This is a genomic window from Arthrobacter pasteuri (genome assembly GCF_054510955.1).
The window spans coordinates 664,924-680,602 of the sequence record NZ_JBTNDO010000001.1; the positions used below are offsets into that span (position 1 = coordinate 664,924).

At 71.2% G+C, this 15,679-nt stretch carries 15 protein-coding genes; 3 read left to right on the plus strand and 12 right to left on the minus strand.

Features of this window, described 5'->3' with window-relative positions; translation table 11 throughout:
- Positions 1–21: 21 nt before the first annotated feature.
- The 3 genes from ACX80H_RS03175 to ACX80H_RS03185 are packed head-to-tail and all read right to left on the minus strand — an operon-like array spanning position 22 to position 3,841.
- Positions 22–885: a glycosyltransferase gene (locus ACX80H_RS03175; protein ID WP_459310955.1), complete on the minus strand. Its 864-nt coding sequence runs from the start codon at positions 883–885 to the stop codon at positions 22–24.
- Positions 882–2,432, minus strand: a complete 1,551-nt coding sequence (locus tag ACX80H_RS03180) for a PfkB family carbohydrate kinase (RefSeq protein WP_459310957.1) — start codon at positions 2,430–2,432, stop codon at positions 882–884. Before ACX80H_RS03180 ends, ACX80H_RS03175 begins: the two co-directional genes overlap by 4 nt.
- The gene (locus ACX80H_RS03185; RefSeq protein ID WP_459310958.1) at positions 2,432–3,841 is read right to left on the minus strand and encodes an aldehyde dehydrogenase family protein; all 1,410 of its coding nucleotides are present in this window, start codon (positions 3,839–3,841) and stop codon (positions 2,432–2,434) included. Before ACX80H_RS03185 ends, ACX80H_RS03180 begins: the two co-directional genes overlap by 1 nt.
- 254 nt (positions 3,842–4,095) lie before the next feature.
- On the opposite strand from ACX80H_RS03185, the gene ACX80H_RS03190 reads away from it, so the two are divergent.
- The gene (locus tag ACX80H_RS03190) at positions 4,096–5,250 is read left to right on the plus strand and encodes a glycosyltransferase family 9 protein (RefSeq protein ID WP_459310959.1); all 1,155 of its coding nucleotides are present in this window, start codon (positions 4,096–4,098) and stop codon (positions 5,248–5,250) included.
- Here the strand turns inward: ACX80H_RS03190 and ACX80H_RS03195 are convergent.
- The 7 genes from ACX80H_RS03195 to ACX80H_RS03225 all read right to left on the minus strand — a co-directional run bounded on the left by ACX80H_RS03195 (position 5,216) and on the right by ACX80H_RS03225 (position 12,012).
- Positions 5,216–5,953 carry an SDR family oxidoreductase gene (locus tag ACX80H_RS03195; protein WP_459310961.1) on the minus strand — a complete coding sequence of 246 codons (738 nt, stop codon included), beginning with the start codon at positions 5,951–5,953 and terminating at the stop codon, positions 5,216–5,218. The two genes, ACX80H_RS03190 and ACX80H_RS03195, sit on opposite strands and share 35 nt — an antisense overlap.
- Positions 5,954–6,014: 61 nt before the next feature.
- On the minus strand, positions 6,015–7,382 hold the full coding sequence (gene rfaE2, locus ACX80H_RS03200) for a D-glycero-beta-D-manno-heptose 1-phosphate adenylyltransferase (RefSeq protein WP_459310963.1): 1,368 nt from the start codon (positions 7,380–7,382) through the stop codon (positions 6,015–6,017).
- Positions 7,379–8,083 (minus strand): D-sedoheptulose-7-phosphate isomerase, encoded by a 705-nt coding sequence (locus tag ACX80H_RS03205; protein ID WP_459310965.1) that lies wholly within the window; start codon positions 8,081–8,083, stop codon positions 7,379–7,381. Before ACX80H_RS03205 ends, rfaE2 begins: the two co-directional genes overlap by 4 nt.
- A complete protein-coding gene (locus ACX80H_RS03210) occupies positions 8,080–9,372 on the minus strand; it encodes a glycosyltransferase (RefSeq protein WP_459310967.1) in 1,293 nt (430 codons plus the stop codon). Before ACX80H_RS03210 ends, ACX80H_RS03205 begins: the two co-directional genes overlap by 4 nt.
- A complete protein-coding gene (locus ACX80H_RS03215; protein ID WP_459310968.1) occupies positions 9,369–10,370 on the minus strand; it encodes a glycosyltransferase in 1,002 nt (333 codons plus the stop codon). The genes ACX80H_RS03210 and ACX80H_RS03215 overlap by 4 nt, the downstream gene beginning before the upstream one ends.
- Positions 10,367–11,470, minus strand: a complete 1,104-nt coding sequence (locus ACX80H_RS03220; protein ID WP_459310969.1) for a glycosyltransferase family 9 protein — start codon at positions 11,468–11,470, stop codon at positions 10,367–10,369. The genes ACX80H_RS03215 and ACX80H_RS03220 overlap by 4 nt, the downstream gene beginning before the upstream one ends.
- Positions 11,467–12,012, minus strand: a complete 546-nt coding sequence (locus tag ACX80H_RS03225; protein WP_459310970.1) for a D-glycero-alpha-D-manno-heptose-1,7-bisphosphate 7-phosphatase — start codon at positions 12,010–12,012, stop codon at positions 11,467–11,469. The genes ACX80H_RS03220 and ACX80H_RS03225 overlap by 4 nt, the downstream gene beginning before the upstream one ends.
- Before the next feature lie 231 nt (positions 12,013–12,243).
- Here ACX80H_RS03225 and ACX80H_RS03230 point away from each other — a divergent pair, with 231 nt between their 5' ends.
- Positions 12,244–13,284, plus strand: coding sequence for a glycosyltransferase family 9 protein (locus ACX80H_RS03230; RefSeq protein WP_459310971.1), 1,041 nt, complete (start codon positions 12,244–12,246; stop codon positions 13,282–13,284).
- Positions 13,285–13,351: 67 nt separating this feature from the next.
- On the opposite strand, the gene ACX80H_RS03235 is transcribed toward ACX80H_RS03230, so the two are convergent.
- Together ACX80H_RS03235 and ACX80H_RS03240 are read right to left on the minus strand one after the other, a co-directional pair.
- A complete protein-coding gene (locus ACX80H_RS03235) occupies positions 13,352–14,254 on the minus strand; it encodes a sigma-70 family RNA polymerase sigma factor (RefSeq protein ID WP_459310972.1) in 903 nt (300 codons plus the stop codon).
- 223 nt (positions 14,255–14,477) lie between these two features.
- On the minus strand, positions 14,478–14,987 hold the full coding sequence (locus tag ACX80H_RS03240; RefSeq protein ID WP_459310973.1) for a MarR family winged helix-turn-helix transcriptional regulator: 510 nt from the start codon (positions 14,985–14,987) through the stop codon (positions 14,478–14,480).
- A gap of 164 nt (positions 14,988–15,151) precedes the next feature.
- Here ACX80H_RS03240 and bcp point away from each other — a divergent pair, with 164 nt between their 5' ends.
- Positions 15,152–15,625, plus strand: coding sequence for a thioredoxin-dependent thiol peroxidase (gene bcp, locus ACX80H_RS03245; RefSeq protein WP_459310974.1), 474 nt, complete (start codon positions 15,152–15,154; stop codon positions 15,623–15,625).
- The last annotated feature ends 54 nt before the right edge of the window (positions 15,626–15,679 follow it).

Here is a 15,679-nt window from a genome sequence, read left to right on the forward strand (position 1 = left end):
GTGCTCCGGATAGGGGCACCGTCACTGGCCCAGGATCACGTGGGCAGCGTCTATTGCGCGGTCGACCACCGTGGTGGGCGCCTCGAGGTGTACCGCTCCCGAGGGGATGATGCCCGCCCCGCCGTGGCGTTCCATGACGCGCCACTGGGCAGCGACGTCCTCGCCGGCGTGCTCGGGCGGGAGCTTGTCCCAGAAGTCGAACCCGCCGCACTCCACGAGGGCTTCGCGGTCGAACAGCACGCATCCGCCCACCCACGCGACCCGGTACAGCCGCCAGCCCCCGGGCGGGATCGCCAGTTCGGCGGCGGCATGGGCGAGGTTCGCCGCGTTGTGGAGTGGCCAGCGGGCGAAGCCCTCCGACCCGGGGCGGATCCGCTCCGGGGTCACCTCGTCGTCCGGCCACAGCGCCAGCTCCGCCCGCTCGTGCGGCCTGCGCTCCTCGAGGTAGGACAGTCCCTGGACGGCGGAGCCGACGAATCCGCACCGGGCTGCCCGGATCGCCCTCGTCATGCGCTCCAGCGACCCGGGTTCCAGCCAGACGTCGTTGTCGAGGAAGAGGACGAGCGGGGCGCTCGCCAGGTCCAGCAGGTACCTGCGGTGTTCCGCCAGCCCCCGGCGCGGCAGGTGGCGTTCGAGCCGCACCGGGCGGCCCTGGGCTTCGAGGACCCGGACCATCGCACGGACGGCGGGCTGCTCGTAGGACGGGTCCTCGCCCTCGGTCTGGTCGCTCACGATCACCCGGAACGGCACACCGTCCTGGGCCGCGAGCCCGGAGAGCGTCACGGCGAGTTCCGCGGGGCGGCCGAAGGAGGGGATCAGCACATCGACGGCGGGCTCGTCCCCCGGCGTGTCCAGGGCCCACTCCCCCGACCAGCGGCGGGTCACGGCAGGTCTCCTGCCAGCGGGCTCGAGCGGATCCGGCGTACCACCGCCGCAGTCGAGTGCTCCGGGACGTAGTCGAGAATGCTGACCCGGCCGCCGCAGGCCTCGACGGCCGGAGCCTCCTCGAGCATCTGCGCCGTGTAGTCACCGCCCTTCGCATACACGTCGGGCTTCAGCAGCTCGATCAGCGGGACGAGCGTGTCGGAACCGAAGACGGTGACGTAGTCGACGCAGCTGAGCGAGGCGATGACGCCCGCGCGGTCCGCGATCGGATTGATGGGACGGTCCGGGCCCTTCAGCCTGCGCACACCGTCGTCGTCGTTCAGGGCCACCACGAGGACGTCCCCGAGCTGCTTCGCCTGGTTGAGGTAGCGGGTGTGGCCGCGATGCAGCACGTCGAAGCAGCCGTTGGTCAGGACGATGCGGCGTCCCGCCGCACGGTCGGCCTCCACCTTCCGGAGCAGGTCCGCCGTCGACAGCGCGGTGTCCGCGAACTGCTGCAGATGGCCCGTCAGGTCCGCCGTCGTGCACACGGAGGTGCCGGGCCGATGGACGACGACGTCGGCGGCCGCCTGGGCGAGGTCGAGGCTCGTCGTGAGCGGCAGGCCCGCTGCGCGCGCGGCCGTGAGGCTCGCGACGAAGGTGTCGCCGGCGCCGGACGCCTGCTTCTCCGTGGCGGGCTTGGCCCACGTCCGGTGCTCCTCGCCGTCCTGGCCGAGCAGCACGGTACCGTCGCGGTCGAGGGTCACGACGACGGCGGCGGCGTTCGTGGCGGCGAGGAGTTCGCTCCGCCGTTCGGTCACCGTCGCGGCACGGTCCGACCGCGGGTCCAGGCGCAACGCGAGGACCTGTGCGGCCTCCTGCGCATTGGGGGTGACGATGTCGGGTCCCAGCGCGGACCAGGCCGCGGTGTCGTGGGCGTCGACGACGACGAGCGTCTCCGGGCGGATCGCCGTTGCGCGCCCGAGGGCGGCCCGGACCTCGTCCCCGAGGGCACCCGAGCCGTAGTCGCAGACGACGACGGCGTCGGCACCCGCGACGGCACGGGGGATCCTGGCGGCGAGCGCGGTGACGGCTTCCGGGGGGAGCTGGTCGTGCGTGTCGTCGAGCCGGAGCATGACCTGGTCGCCGCCGAGGATCCGGTACTTCGTGGTGGTGCCCACGCGGTCGTCCTGCACGAGGTCCGCCGTGTCCACCCCCGCGTCCTGGAGGATCGCGTGCAGGCGGCGACCGGCGTCGTCCGTCCCGATGAGTCCGCACATCCGCACCCGCGCACCGAGTGCGGCGAGGTTCATGGCCGTGTTCGCCGCACCGCCGGCGGCATAGTCGCGCCGGGTGATGTCGACGACGGGTGCCGGAGCCTCACGGCAGAACCGCTCGATGGTACCGCTCCACCATCCGTCGAGCATGGCATCGCCCACCACGGTGATGCGGGGTGCGCGGTCGGCGATGGCCGCCGGGACCCAGGCTGCGAGCCCGCGGACCTCGGAGAGGTCCCCCGCGTCGTCCGGCGTCGCGTTCCCGGCGCAGTCCTGCAGTGCGTCGTCCATCAGTCGCCCTCCGGCGGTGCGCTGATGTGGACGACCTTCACCAGGGCGAACTCGTCGAGCAGTTCGGGTCCGTAGCCGAAGCCGGCACCGCTGATGCCGCGGGGCTGGGCAGAACCGCCCGGCGCGCCGCCGAAGACGGCGTTCACCTTGACGGTGCCGACGGCCAGTCCGGCGATGGCACGCTGGGCGTGCGCGATGCTGCCGGTGAGGACGGACGCGGCCAGGCCATAGGGGCCGGCGGCAGCGAGGCGGAGGCCGTCGTCGAAGCTGTCGACCACGGTCACGGGGGCCACTGGCCCGAAGGTCTCCTCCGTCATGACCGTCATGGCCTCCGTACAGCCCGCGAGGACCGTGGCCGGGTAGTGGGCTCCGGGTCCCTCGGGCACGGTGCCGCCCTCGAGGGGGTCGGCACCGAGCTGCACGGCTTCACGGACCTGGGCATCGATGGCGTCCCGCATGCGGCGATCCACCAGCGGGGGGAACGTCCCGCTCGCGTTCCGGCTGCGCGCCTCCTCGGTGAGAGCGGTTAGGAACGGTTTCGCGATGGCCCGGTGGACATAGATACGCTCCACCGACGTGCAGATCTGGCCCGCGTTGGCGAAGGCGCCGAGGGCAGCCTGGCCTGCTGCCCACACGGGGTCGACGTCGGCATCGACGATCAGGGGGTCGTTCCCGCCGTTCTCGCGGAGGACGTGCGCGCCGGTGAGGGACGCGGCGCGTGCGATCCGGGCCCCGGTGGCGCTCGAACCGACGTGGGCGAAGACATCGACGCCGGTCTCCATCGTGAGCATCTGGCCCACGCCGGCACCGCCGGTGAGCGTGGTGAGGACACCGTCCGGGAAGGCCGGCTGCAGCAGTCGACCGAGCAGTTCGCCCACGTGCGGGCACCGTTCGCTCGGCTTGTGGATGACGGTGTTGCCCGTGACGAGGGCTGCACCGATGAGTCCGGCGGCGACGGCCACCGGGTCGTTCCAGGGGGTCAGGAGCACGGCGACTCCCCGCGGCTCGGCCACCGTGTAGTCGGTGGCGGTGACGGCTCCCCGCAGGCTGAGCCCACGGTGGACGGGACCGAGTTCCGCGTACTGCTCCAGCGTGGAGATCCCGGCTTCAATGCCGCCGAGCGCATCCTCGAGGGGCTTGCCGGTCTCCCGCGTGTTGAGTTCGGCGAGTTCACGGGCGCCGGCGCGGAGCGCTCCTGCGGCCCTCCGGAGCGCGGCGCCCCGCTCTGCGGGGCTCGTGGCCGCCCACTCGGGCTGCACGGTCCGTGCCAGTGAGACCGCGAGTGCCACCTGGTCGCGGGCCGCGCCGGGAAGGGTCCCGACCTCGCTGCCGTCCCGAGGATCGGAGATGGTGATCGACTCGTCCTCCTGCACATCAAGCGGGGAGTGTGCCTGGGAGTTGATGGACATTGCTCTCCTTGATGTCGTGTACCGCCGCGGCATGGTTCCACCGCACGGCTAGTGGTCCCGTACCCACCTGCCGTGCGTTCACACACCCCACGCGCCGATTTCTGCACCCGCGTCCATCAGCACGCTTAGCATAATGTTGCAGCAGGAGGGGCGGCCGCTTCACCGCTCCGGGACAAGCCATGGACAGCAGCAGGCCTGTCGGTGGAGAGGCACACCGGCACATCAGGCGATCAGGCACAGGAACGGGGACATACGTGACGCAGCAGGACACGACGGCGGACTTCGGCGGGCGGCAGGACACGGCGCGGTCCGTCGGACCAGTGCTCGCCCCGTTCGCGGACATCCGGCGGATCGCCGTCCTGCGCGGAGGCGGGCTCGGCGACCTCATGTTCGCGATGCCGGCCATCGCGGCCCTCAAGAATCGGTACCCGGATGCCGAGATCACACTGCTCGGCATGCCCGGCCACGCCGCCCTGCTCGAGGGCAGGCCCGGGCCCGTGTCCGCCGTCCTGGAGCTCCCGTTCTCTCCTGGCGTACGGCTGGGCGATGAGGAGCCCGGTGCCGTCGACCGGTTCTTCGACGGGATCCGCGGGTCCTTCGATCTCGCCGTCCAGCTCCACGGTGGCGGGCGCAACTCGAATCCGTTCCTGCTGCGCCTGGAAGCCCGGCACACGATCGGGACACGTACGCCCGATGCCGCGGGCCTCGAACGGACCATCCCCTACGTGTACTACCAGCACGAGGTGTTCCGCGCCCTCGAGGTGGTGGGCCTGGCCGGGGCGACACCCGTCGACCTGGAGCCGCGGGTCGAGGTCCTGCCGGTGGAGGCCGAGCGCGCGGCCGGACTGACGGGTGGGGGCGCGGTGATAGCACTGCACCCCGGAGCCACGGACCCGCGCCGGAGGTGGCCGTCGTCGTCCTTCGCGGAGGTCGCCGTGAGGGCAGCAGCGGATGGCTGCGAGGTGCTGGTGGTCGGGGATGCCACGGATGTCCCGACGGCCGAGGAGATCGTGCGCCTGGCGCTCGATCGCGACCCGACGGCGAACGTCCGTTCTCTGGCCGGGCAGCTGACGCTGGGCGAGCTGACGGGGGTGCTCGACCGCAGCGCGGTCATGGTCGGCAATGACAGCGGGCCGCGGCACCTGGCCCAGGCGGTCGGCGTGCCGACCGTGGGCGTCTACTGGATCGGCAACGTGATCAACGCCGGAGCGATGGGACGATCGCTCCACCGCGTGCATTTCTCCTGGGTGGCCTCGTGCCCCGTGTGCGGGGTGGACGTCCGGCAGGTGGGCTGGACCGCCGAACGCTGCGAGCACGATGACTCGCTCGTTGCGGCCGTCCAGCCCGACGCCGTCTACGCGGACGTGGCGGAACTCAGGGCCACGAGCCTTCTTCTGCGTGGGCGATGACCATCTCGCGGATCTCGCAGCTCTTGGGCTGCGAGAGCGCGAACAGGATGGCCTCGGCGACGCGCTCCGGGTCGTTCAGCCGTGAATCGTCCTGCGGCTTGTACTGCTCGTCGCGGTCGTCGAAGAAGCGGGTCTTCATGCCGCCGGGGATGATCGTCGTCACGCCGATCTGGCCGGCGGTCTCCGCGGCCAGTGCCTGGGAGAACCCCATGACGCCGAACTTGGAGGCGCAGTAGGCCGTCGCGTCGCCGACGGCCTTGATGCCCAGCGTCGACGCGATCGTGACCACACGGCCGTGGGTCTTCTTGAGGTACGGCAGGGCGGCGCGGGCGGTCGACGCGGTACCCATGAGGTTCACGCCGATCACTTTCTCCCACTGGTCGGCAGGCACCGTGTCGAGGGCACCGCACCGGTCGATGCCGGCCGCGGTGACGACGGCATCCAGGCCGTCCATCATCTCCGCGGCCTCGCGGACGGCCGCCTCAACGGCTTCGCGGTCAGCGACGTCGACCTCGAAGGCCTTGACGCCCGTCACGCGGCTGATGTCGCGGTCGAGCACCACGGGGGTGCCTCCCGCGGCGATGACGCCCTGCACGATGGCCGCGCCGAGGCCCGAACCTCCGCCGGTCACCAGGACGCGTCCGGGGTTGAAGCTCCCGGTTCCTGCGGGAGTTCCTGCGGTGGTTGATGTGTTGTCGGTCATGCTGTTCCTTTCGTTGCGTGCGCCGGCCGAGGAGATGGACCGGGCGCGGGTCTGCAGCCCGTCAGCCGACGCGGGCGAGCGCGGCTGCAAGTTTCGTGGTGGAGCGGGCCGGGATGTAGGGGACGGTGACCGTCCTGCCGCCCCAGCTGCTGACGAGGGCAGCCTCGGGGAGGTCCTCCGCGGCGTAGTCGCCGCCCTTGACCCAGATGTCGGGTTGCAGGCGCGAGATGGCGTTCTCGGGGGTCGACTCGCTGAAGACGAGTACCGCGTCGACGCATTCGAGGGCGGACAACAGCTCCGCGCGGTCCTCCTGCCGGATGATCGGGCGGTCCTCGCCCTTCAGCCCGCGCACCGACTCGTCGGAGTTGAGGCAGACGATGAGGCAGTCGCCGAGGCGCCGGGCAGCAGCGAGCGTGCGGGCGTGGCCTGCGTGCAGGAGGTCGAAGCACCCGCCGGTCGCCACCACCGTCCCGCCCGATTCCCGTGTCCGGCGGACGACGTTGAGAGCGTCGAGGCCGTCGACGGGCAACTGCTCGAGGGTTTCCTCGCGGCTCCTGCCCATGGCTCCCACGCCTCCGGACGCCAGGAAGTGCGCGGCGGCTTCCGTCGCCTGCTGCGCGGCGGCGTCGATCGGAGCTCCGTGAGCGAGCCCGACGGCGAGCGCGGAGGCGAAGCGGTCACCGGCCCCACAGGGGTCGGAGGCGCTCACGCGTGGTGCCGGCACCACCTGGGGCAGGAGGCCTGCCGCGGCGACGAGCGCTCCGTGCTCCCCCATCGTGACGAGGACGGCCCTGCTCTCCCACGTGGCGAGCAGCACCTCCGCAGCGGCGGCCGCCGCCTGCGCCCCGGACCCCTGGACGTCGGCGAAGCGGAGGGCCTCGCCGATGTTCGGGGTCACGGCAGCGACGCCCGGTACGGGCTGCGCTCCGGCGGGATGGGGGTCCCAGACCACGGGGATCGAGGCGGAGAGCGCCTCGAGGCGGGCACGCAGGTCGTCGTTCGCGAGCAGCCCCCGGCCGTAGTCGGCGGCGATGATCGCGTCGGCTCCCTCGAGTGCCCCGAGCATGGTCCTGGTGCAGCCCGGGACGGGCGGCGTCGCGCACCCCTCGTCGAAGCGCACCACGGGCTGCCCGGAGGCGCGCACGCGCGTCTTGACGGGCGTGGGTGCTCCCGAGGGTCCGGCGACGACGGTGATCCCGTCGAGCTCGGTGCGCAGCAGCCCGGCGGCGTCGTCCTCACCGAGGACGGTGACCAGGACGGCATCGTGCCCGTCGGCCTGCAGCATGCGGGCCACGAGGCCCGCTCCCCCCGCGCGGCGCTGGATCGCGTCGACGTCGACGACGGGCACGGGGGCGTCGGGCGAGAGCCGCCCGGCATCACCGGACAGGTCCGTGTCGAGCAGGACGTCTCCGACCACCACGATCCTCATCGCTGCTCCTCCCGCCGGCGGCGCACCTCTGCGTCGAAGGCACGGCAGATGGCGTGGAGGGCTATCAGGTGGCCCTCCTGGGCATTGGCGGACTTCGCGTCGACCGCCACGTAGTCGTCCACGCACTCGGTCAGCGGATTGGGGCCCACACCGGTGAGCGCCCAGGTGGTGATACCGACCGCACGCGCGGCCTCCACCGCATTGAGCAGGTTGGGGCTCTTGCCGCTCGTGCTCAGGAGCATGAGGATGTCCCCCGGACGGCCGTGGGCGCTCACCTGGCGGGCGAACATCCGGTCGAAGCCGTAGTCGTTGGCGATCGCCGTCACCGCGGAGCTCTCCGCATGGAGCGAAATCGCGGAGAACGGCTCGCGTTCGCCGTCGAACCGGCCCACGAGCTCGGCGGTCAGGTGCTGTGCCTCGGCGGCCGAGCCACCGTTGCCCGCTGCGAGGAGGCGCTGGCCGGCCAGGAGGCGGTCTGCCATCTCCACGCCCCAGGCCGCCAGGGTGGCGGTGCTGCCGAGGAGGGACTCGACCGCCGGTGCGACAGCGTGCAGGTGCTCCAGGACGATCCGGTGCGAGTCGGCCCGCACCTCGTCGGCCCTGCCGTCCGGGCTGCCCGGATCGAGGGCCGTAGCTGTCGGTGCGGCGGTCGGTGCCGCGGTGCGCGTATCCGGGAATACGTCGGAGAAATGCGTGGTCACAGTGCCCTGCCTCCCGTGCTTTCGAGTCGACGCGCGGCACTGCGCCGCGCTGTTGCCGGTTGTGCGGGCACTGCCGCGCCCAGTGCAGTCTGGTAGGCCTTCTCCGTGTCGGCCGCGATGCGGCTCCAGGAGTAGCGGGCCCTGACGCGGCGGTACCCGTTGTCGCCGAGTTCGCGCCCCCACTCGGGATCGGCGACGATGGCGGCAATGGCCGCCGCGATGGCTGCCGGGTCCTGCGAGGGGACGTGGAGTCCGGTCTTACCGTCCACCACGGTGTCCACGAGCCCACCGACGGCTGCGGCGATCACGGGGACCCCGCAGGCCATTGCCTCGAGGGGGACGATGCCGAACGGCTCGTACCAGGGCGCGCAGACGACGGCGTCGGCGCTCCGCAGGACCGCGGGCATCTCTGCTCGCGACACCTGGCCGCGGAGGATAACCCGGTCACCGACGCCGAGATCGACCGCCAGCGCGCGGAGCCGCTGCGCCTCGGGATCCTCCTCGAGTCCGGTGGAGTTGCCCGCGCCGCCCACGATGACGAGTTCGACGTCGTCGCGCCCGATGTCCGCGAGCTCGCGCAGGGCGCGGATCGCCAGGTCCATGCCCTTGCGGGGCACGAGGCGGCCCACGCTCACGATCCTGGAGGCGCGTCCGCGCTCCTCCACCGGGCCGTGGGGTGTGAACAGTTCGAGGTCCACGCCGCAGGGGGCGATCGATACCCGGCTGCCCGGCACGCCCATGGCCTTGAGTTCGAAGACCTCGTCGGAGCAGGTCGCGACGATGCGGTCGGCGCTCCGGCCCACCATGGTCTCGAGCATGAGGCGCTCGGACGGGCTGGTGTCCTCGCCGCCCTGGTGACGGCGCTTGACCGTTCCGAGTGCGTGGAAGGTCTGGATGACCTGTACCGGCCGTCCGGCGGCCCGTGACTGTCCGGCGGCATCGAGCGCTGCGAGTCCCGACATCCAAAAGTGCCCATGCACGATGTCCGGCGGTTCGGTGCCCCAGTCCGCCACGATGCCCGCGGCGAGCTCGCCCATGTAGGGCAGCAGCATGTCCTTCGGGACGCTGCGCACGGGCCCCGCGGTGATATGCACGACCTCCAGCCTCGGGTCCGTCCGAACGCGGTCAGGCAGGGCCGGGTCGTCGCGGCGCGTGTACACCGTGACCTCGTGTCCCCGGCGGGCCAGCGCGAGGGACAGTTCGGCCACATGGACGTTCTGCCCACCGGCATCGACGCCCCCCAACGCCGCAAGTGGGCTTGCATGCTCAGACACCATCGATATCCTCACTGCGCTTTCCTTTCTGTTACCGCCAGGACCGGGTGCCGCGTCGGTTCCTGCTCCAGGACGTCGTCCCAGTCGGCGAGGAACCGGGCGAGCCCGTACCGTGCGAGTGCAGCCTCCCGGGCGGCCAGTCCCCGTGTCCGGGCTTCGTCCGGGTCCTCGATCAGGCGTGCCGCCATCCGCACGAGGTCGTCGACGCTGGTCGAGACGGCGCCGGCCTCGGGGGGCACCGCGCGTGCCGCCTCCGTGGTCGCCAGCGCCAGCACGGGAAGCCCGACATGCATGGCTTCCAGGAGGGAGAGTCCGAGGGAGGTCCAGCGCAGTGGGTGGACGTAGGCCCGCGAGCGCCCGAGCCGGGCGTGGAGCGCGGCCATGGAGAGGTCTCCGCCGATGCGCAGCTCCCCGGGGCCGAGGTCGAGCGTGTCCGCGAGCTGGTCCGTACCCATGCCGAAGACCTCCAGCGGGGCGACGCCCGCGAAACGCGGAAGGAGGTCCGTCCCGGTGATGCGTCCGCGCCGGACCGGCTCGTTGATGACGACGGCGAGCTGCTCGAGCTCACCGGTGTAGAGGTACCCAGGGTCCACGATGCCGTGCTCGATGACCCGGGTCCTCGCGGTGCCGTTGTCCCAGAAGAGTTCGTTGAAATGGGTGACGTGGATGACGGGGATGTCGGTTTGCCCGGCGAGCGGGTGCACGGTGCCGACGATGTCGCGACGGGGGGTGTTGTGCTCGAGGAAGACGGCCGGGAGATCGCGCCCCGGCGTGCGCCCGAGGAGCCGCTCGCACTCGGCGATCTCCTCGACCCGCTGCAGGACGACGACGTCGATGTCGGCGTCCCGGAGGTCGGAGGGGGCCACCTCGATGACGGTCTCCGGCCAGTTCCGGCCGGCACGGCCGAGGCCCCATGGGCCGCCGTCGGGGGTGGTCGGCAGCACATAGGTGTGTGCACCCCTCACGAAGGCGTCGGTCCACCCTCCGTGGACGTGCCATAACAGGATCCTCATCGGTTTCCCCTCGTTGTTCTGCGGCCTTCTGTACGGCCGATACTGCGGCGTGAGCCGAGTGACGAAATTCCGGAGCTGAGCCGGAGGACGGCGTCGACGACCTCCTCCGGGGAGACATTGGACAGGCACGGGTGGCCCTGGACGGGGCAGATACGGGCCCGGCTGAGCGCACACGCGGCCTGCTGGTCTCCCAGCAGCTCGACGGGCACGCGGTAGGGTGCCCAGCGGATCGCCGGTACGACGGGCGAGAAGAGGCAGACGACGGGTGTTCCGACGGCGGCCGCCAGATGGGCGGGACCGGTGTTCCCGGTGACGACGACGGACGCTCCGGCGATGACGGAGCCCAGTGCGGCGAGGTCGGTCCGTCCGCCGAGGTCCAGGGCCTCGGGTCCGGCGACGGTGGAGGTCAGGTCGGTCTCGTTCGGTCCGCCGGTGACGACGACGCGGAACCCGGCCGCGGTCAGGAGCTCGACGGCGGCCGCGTGGTGCAGCGGCGGCCAGGCGCGTGCCGGCACGGACGCCCCGGGATGCACGACGACATAGGGCCCACGTCCCACGAGGTCCGACGCGTCGGTGAGGTTGGTGACCTGGAGTCGGCCGTCGTCGCCGGGCGGCAGGGCATAGCCCGCGGCTTCCGCGATGCCCAGCGCACGCTCGGCCTCCGGCTGGTCCTCCGGGAAATCCTCCCCGGGCTTGAGCCGCACGTCCAGGAGCGAGCCCGCATAGTCGACGGACGCGCCGGCGATCCGCCGCACTCCAGCCAGCCGGAGCAGCAGTGCGAGCGGCAGGGGCGACTGGTGGAACGAGGTCAGGAGAACGGCCTCGTCCACGTCCAGTGCCAGCACCGCCTCGTGCAGTTCCCCGACGAGTTCGGGAGTGGGCTCGGGCGCAGGGTCCACGATCCAGGGCGCGGACCAGGTGAGAACGTCGACGACGCCGGGCAGGAGCCTGGCGGCCGCGGCCCCCTGCGGCCCGCATAGCATGACAACGTCGTTCGGGGAGTCTCCGTGGTCCCCTGCCGCGATCGCGCGGACGGCCGGCCCCGCGAGGAGCACGTCGCCGGCGCTGTCGAGCCGGGCCACGAGTACGCGCCGCCTCACGGAGTCACCCACAGGGACTCGACCGCATGGGCGAGGTCGCGGGCGACGACTGGAGCCGAGAGGATCTCCTCCTCGAGCGTGATGTCGGTCGGGACCAGCACCCCGCGGGCCCCGGCAGCCGCAGCGGCGCCCATGTCCGCTCCGATGTCCCCCACGACGGCGACGTCGGACGGGTCGAGGCCGAGGCGCGCACTGGCGGAGAGGACCATGCCGGGACCGGGCTTGCGGCACGCACACCCGTCGGCCGCCCCGTGCGGGCAGATCTCCCAGACGTCGAAGGGGCCCAGCAGTTCCTCCACCCGGGCATTGACGGCATCGACCTGCTCCCGCGTGACGAAACCCCGCGCGATGCCCGACTGGTTGGTGACGACCCCCACGGGGATGCCATGCGACCGCAGGCCGTCGAGGACCTCGCGCGCACCCGGCATGGGCCGTACGAGCGCTGGATCCCCGTTGTAGGGGACGTCGACGACGATGGTCCCGTCGCGGTCGAACAGGACCGCCCGAGGAGCTGTCTGGGATCGTCCGGCCGAAGTGTTCATACTGGCTTAGTTCCCGAGAAGAAGCAGTACTAAACACTTTCTACCGAACTTCTTCTCCTGCTCCTTCTTCCGCTGCTCCTCCCGCTGCTCCTTCCGCTGCTCCTACCGGACCGAGCTTCCGGCCTGCTCCCGGTTCCCTGCCGGCTCTGTGCCGACCCCTGACGACCCGTGACAACCCCGCGGCGGCGCAGGACGACGGACGCCCTCCGATCCTCTGGCAGGATAATTCGCATGACTTCCGAGGGCATCAGCGCCGCGAGCGCCCACCAGGCATCCGAGGGACCGCACCGGCCCCTACCCGTCGATCAGACTCCCCGCGCCATCCCCAGCACGACTCCCCCATCCGACGGGCGTCCCGAGATCCTGGCCCTCCGTGCACTGAAACTCGGCGACCTCCTCGTCGCCGTGCCGGCCCTCCGGGGACTGCGCCGCGCATTCCCCGACCACCGGATCTTCTACGCCGCCCAGGAATGGCTCCGGCCCATCGTCGCCCTCACCGACGCCGTCGACGACCTGCTGCCCACCCACGGGCTCGACGACCCCCTGCCCATCGAGCACGGGCGGATCGACCTGGCCGTCAACCTGCACGGCAACGGAGCGGAGAGCCGGGGACGCCTCGCGGAGATCGGCGCGAAACGCCTCATGGGCCATCGAGCACCGGGGTGGGAGGGGCCCGCGTGGGACAACGACGCGCTCGAGCGGAAACGCTGGGCCTCGCTCGTCAGCTGGCACGGCGTTCCGGCGGATCCGCTGGACTGCCGCCTCCGCGTGCCCGACGGCGAGAGCCCCGCCCCCGACGCCGTCGTCGTGCATGTCGGGGCGGCGTACGGCAGCCGGCTCTGGCCGGTCGAGCGGTTCGCCGAGGTGGCCCGCTCCCTGGCCGCCTCGGGCCATCAGGTGGTCTTCACGGGCAGCGAGAAGGAGCGGCCGCGCGCCCTCGCCGTCGCGGACGCAGCCGGCCTGCCCGAGGACACGGTCGCCGCGGGCAAGCTCCCGCTGGACCGCTTCGCGCGACTGATCGCGGGGGCGTCCCTCGTGGTCTCCGCGGACACGGGCGCCGCCCACCTCGCATCGGCCTACGCGAGGCCGTCGATCATCCTGTTCGGGCCGGCACCGGTGTCGTCATGGGGGCCGCCGCCCGGACCCCACACGGTCCTGACGGACGAGTCCCTCCGCCTCGGCGAGACCTTCTCCCCCGCACCGGACCCTGCCCTGCTGGCCGTGACGGTCGAGCAGGTGCTGGCCGCCGCGGCGGACCACGGCATCTCCTAGGGCCGGTCCTCCGGAGAGGCTGATCCTGGGACATTCCGGTCCTGGAGATTCCGTCGGTCAGGCCTGTTCAGGCGATCCTGGGTCCTGCCGCCCTCTGGTCCTGGGCGGCAGGAGCACCGAGGAGCCTCTTCTGCAGCTTCACGAGGATCCGCGCCAGGGTCCTCGAGACCTGCATCTGGGACATGCCGAGCTCGTCGCCGATGCGCTGCTGGGTCTGCTCCATGAAGTAGCGGCGGTAGAGGAGTTCCTTCTCGCTGCTGTCGAGTTCGTTGACGGCACTGCGCAGTGAGATCAGGTCGTCGCTGCGCTCCATGCCGTTGTAGTCGGTGGCCAGCGTGTCCGCCCAGCTGCGTCCCTCGAAGGGCGCGTCGAGGGAATCGGGCCGCAGGCTCGACTGGGACGCCTGCGCCTCGCGGATCTTGTCCTCCGGCCAGCCGAGCTCCAGCCCGAGTTCGCGGGCCGTCGCTTCACGGCCGAGCCTCTGGGCCATGGCGGGTGCTGCCCGGGCGATCTCCGTGCGCAGGTCCTGGACGTCCCGCGGCGGCCGGACGACCCAGCACGAATCCCGCAGGTACCGCTTGATCTCGCCATTGATCGTCGGCACGGCGAAGGAGGCGAAGGGAACCCCCCGTGCCGGATTGAAACGCTGCACAGCCTTGATGAGTCCGAGGTATGCAACCTGTCGGATGTCGGAGGCCTCCGGCCCCGATGCAGCGAAGGACCGCGCCACCGATTCGGCGATATCCATGTGCCGCAGGGCGATGTCGTCCTGCAGTGCCGCCTTGAGCGGACGCTCGGGGTAGGTACAGCCGATTCCCTCGTCGTCGGTGCCGTCGACGCCGTTCGCTTCGTCGTCGTCGCGGTCGTTCCCGTCGTCCTGTCCCGCGTCGTACGGTTCGACGTCGTTCCGGTCGGCGGCGCGCCCCGGAAGGGCTTCGCCGGGCGCCACGGGGGCGGCCGTACTCTGCATGCTGTTCTCCATCAAGCGTCGGGCACTCACGTCTCCCAACAAAACATCAGCCTGCTTAGTACGCAACCCCTTTCCTGTTCCGGATTTTTTTGCGCCGGGGTCTTCCCCTTTTCCCGCAGCTTCTGTAGAAAGCGGCTTCTCGGTGGGAGGTCGGGACATGCAAAAGCCCCTTGCCGGAGGCAAGGGGCTACGACCGGACGCTCACCAGCGGCGCACCGGGAAGCTAGCCGACGACGGTCGCAGCGGGTCCTGTCTCTCCCGGCTCTCCGAGGGCCAGATCGGCGTCGACCGTTCCGGTCCCCTGCCCCGGGTTCCAGCGTGGAGCCCCGAGTTCGCGGATGACCGCCTGGAGATGGCTCCGCAGTTCCTCGGAGACGAGCCCGCCGCCCGCCACCAGGGTGCGCTCGATGTCGTCCGCGGAATCAAGGACCTCCCGCCCGGCCGGGGAGATGGACACCATGTGCGAGCGTCGGTCGAGGTCGTTGCGCACCCGCGTCACATGCCCCCTGGACTCGAGGCGCGCGAGGGTCTTGCCCATCGTCTGCGCCTGGACCCGCACGATCTGGGCAAGGCCGGCCTGCGTCATGGCACCCTGGTCGGCGAGGACTCCGAGCGCGATCACGCCCGCATGGGTCACACCGATGTCGACCAGCCGCTCGTTCCAGGCGTGCTCCACCAGGCGCGCGGCCGTCGTCAGCAGTCGGCCGGTGGGCCATTGCTCCAGATTGGGCATAGAACAGTGCACTTCCTCTCGCTTGCGAGACCGGCGGCCGCCGTCGGCGTCGGATCTTCCACCTATGATATCTAGGCCGGCTAGTCAATTCCTCCTAGTCAGCGCGAGGAGGACCCTGCCGGGAGGCGGGCTCCTCCCGCCCGTCCGAATCCTCAGGAGTATGCATGTCGCAACGACTAGCCACGGGTGACAGTGCCCCCGACTTTACGCTTAATGACGCCCAGGGCAACGAGGTGACGCTGTCCTCCTTCCGGGGCAGCAAGGTCGTCGTGTACTTCTACCCTGCGGCGGCAACGCCCGGATGCACCACACAGGCCTGCGACTTCCGCGACAACCTGGCCTCGCTCGGTGCCGCCGGCTACCGCGTCCTCGGGATCTCGCCGGACCCGGTGGACAAGCTGGCAGCCTTCGCCGGCAACGAGTCGCTGAACTTCCCGCTCCTGTCCGACGAGGACCACGCGGTCGCGGAGAGCTATGGAGCCTGGGGCGAGAAGCAGAACTACGGTAAGACCTACGAGGGGCTCATCCGCTCCACGGTCGTCGTGGACGGGGAAGGGAAGGTCGCCGTCGCGCAGTACAACGTGCGGGCCACCGGGCACGTGGCGAAGCTGCGGCGCGACCTCGGGATCGACCAGTAGGAATCGACCACTAGGAATCGACCAGTAGGAATCCACCAGTAGGGATCGACCAGT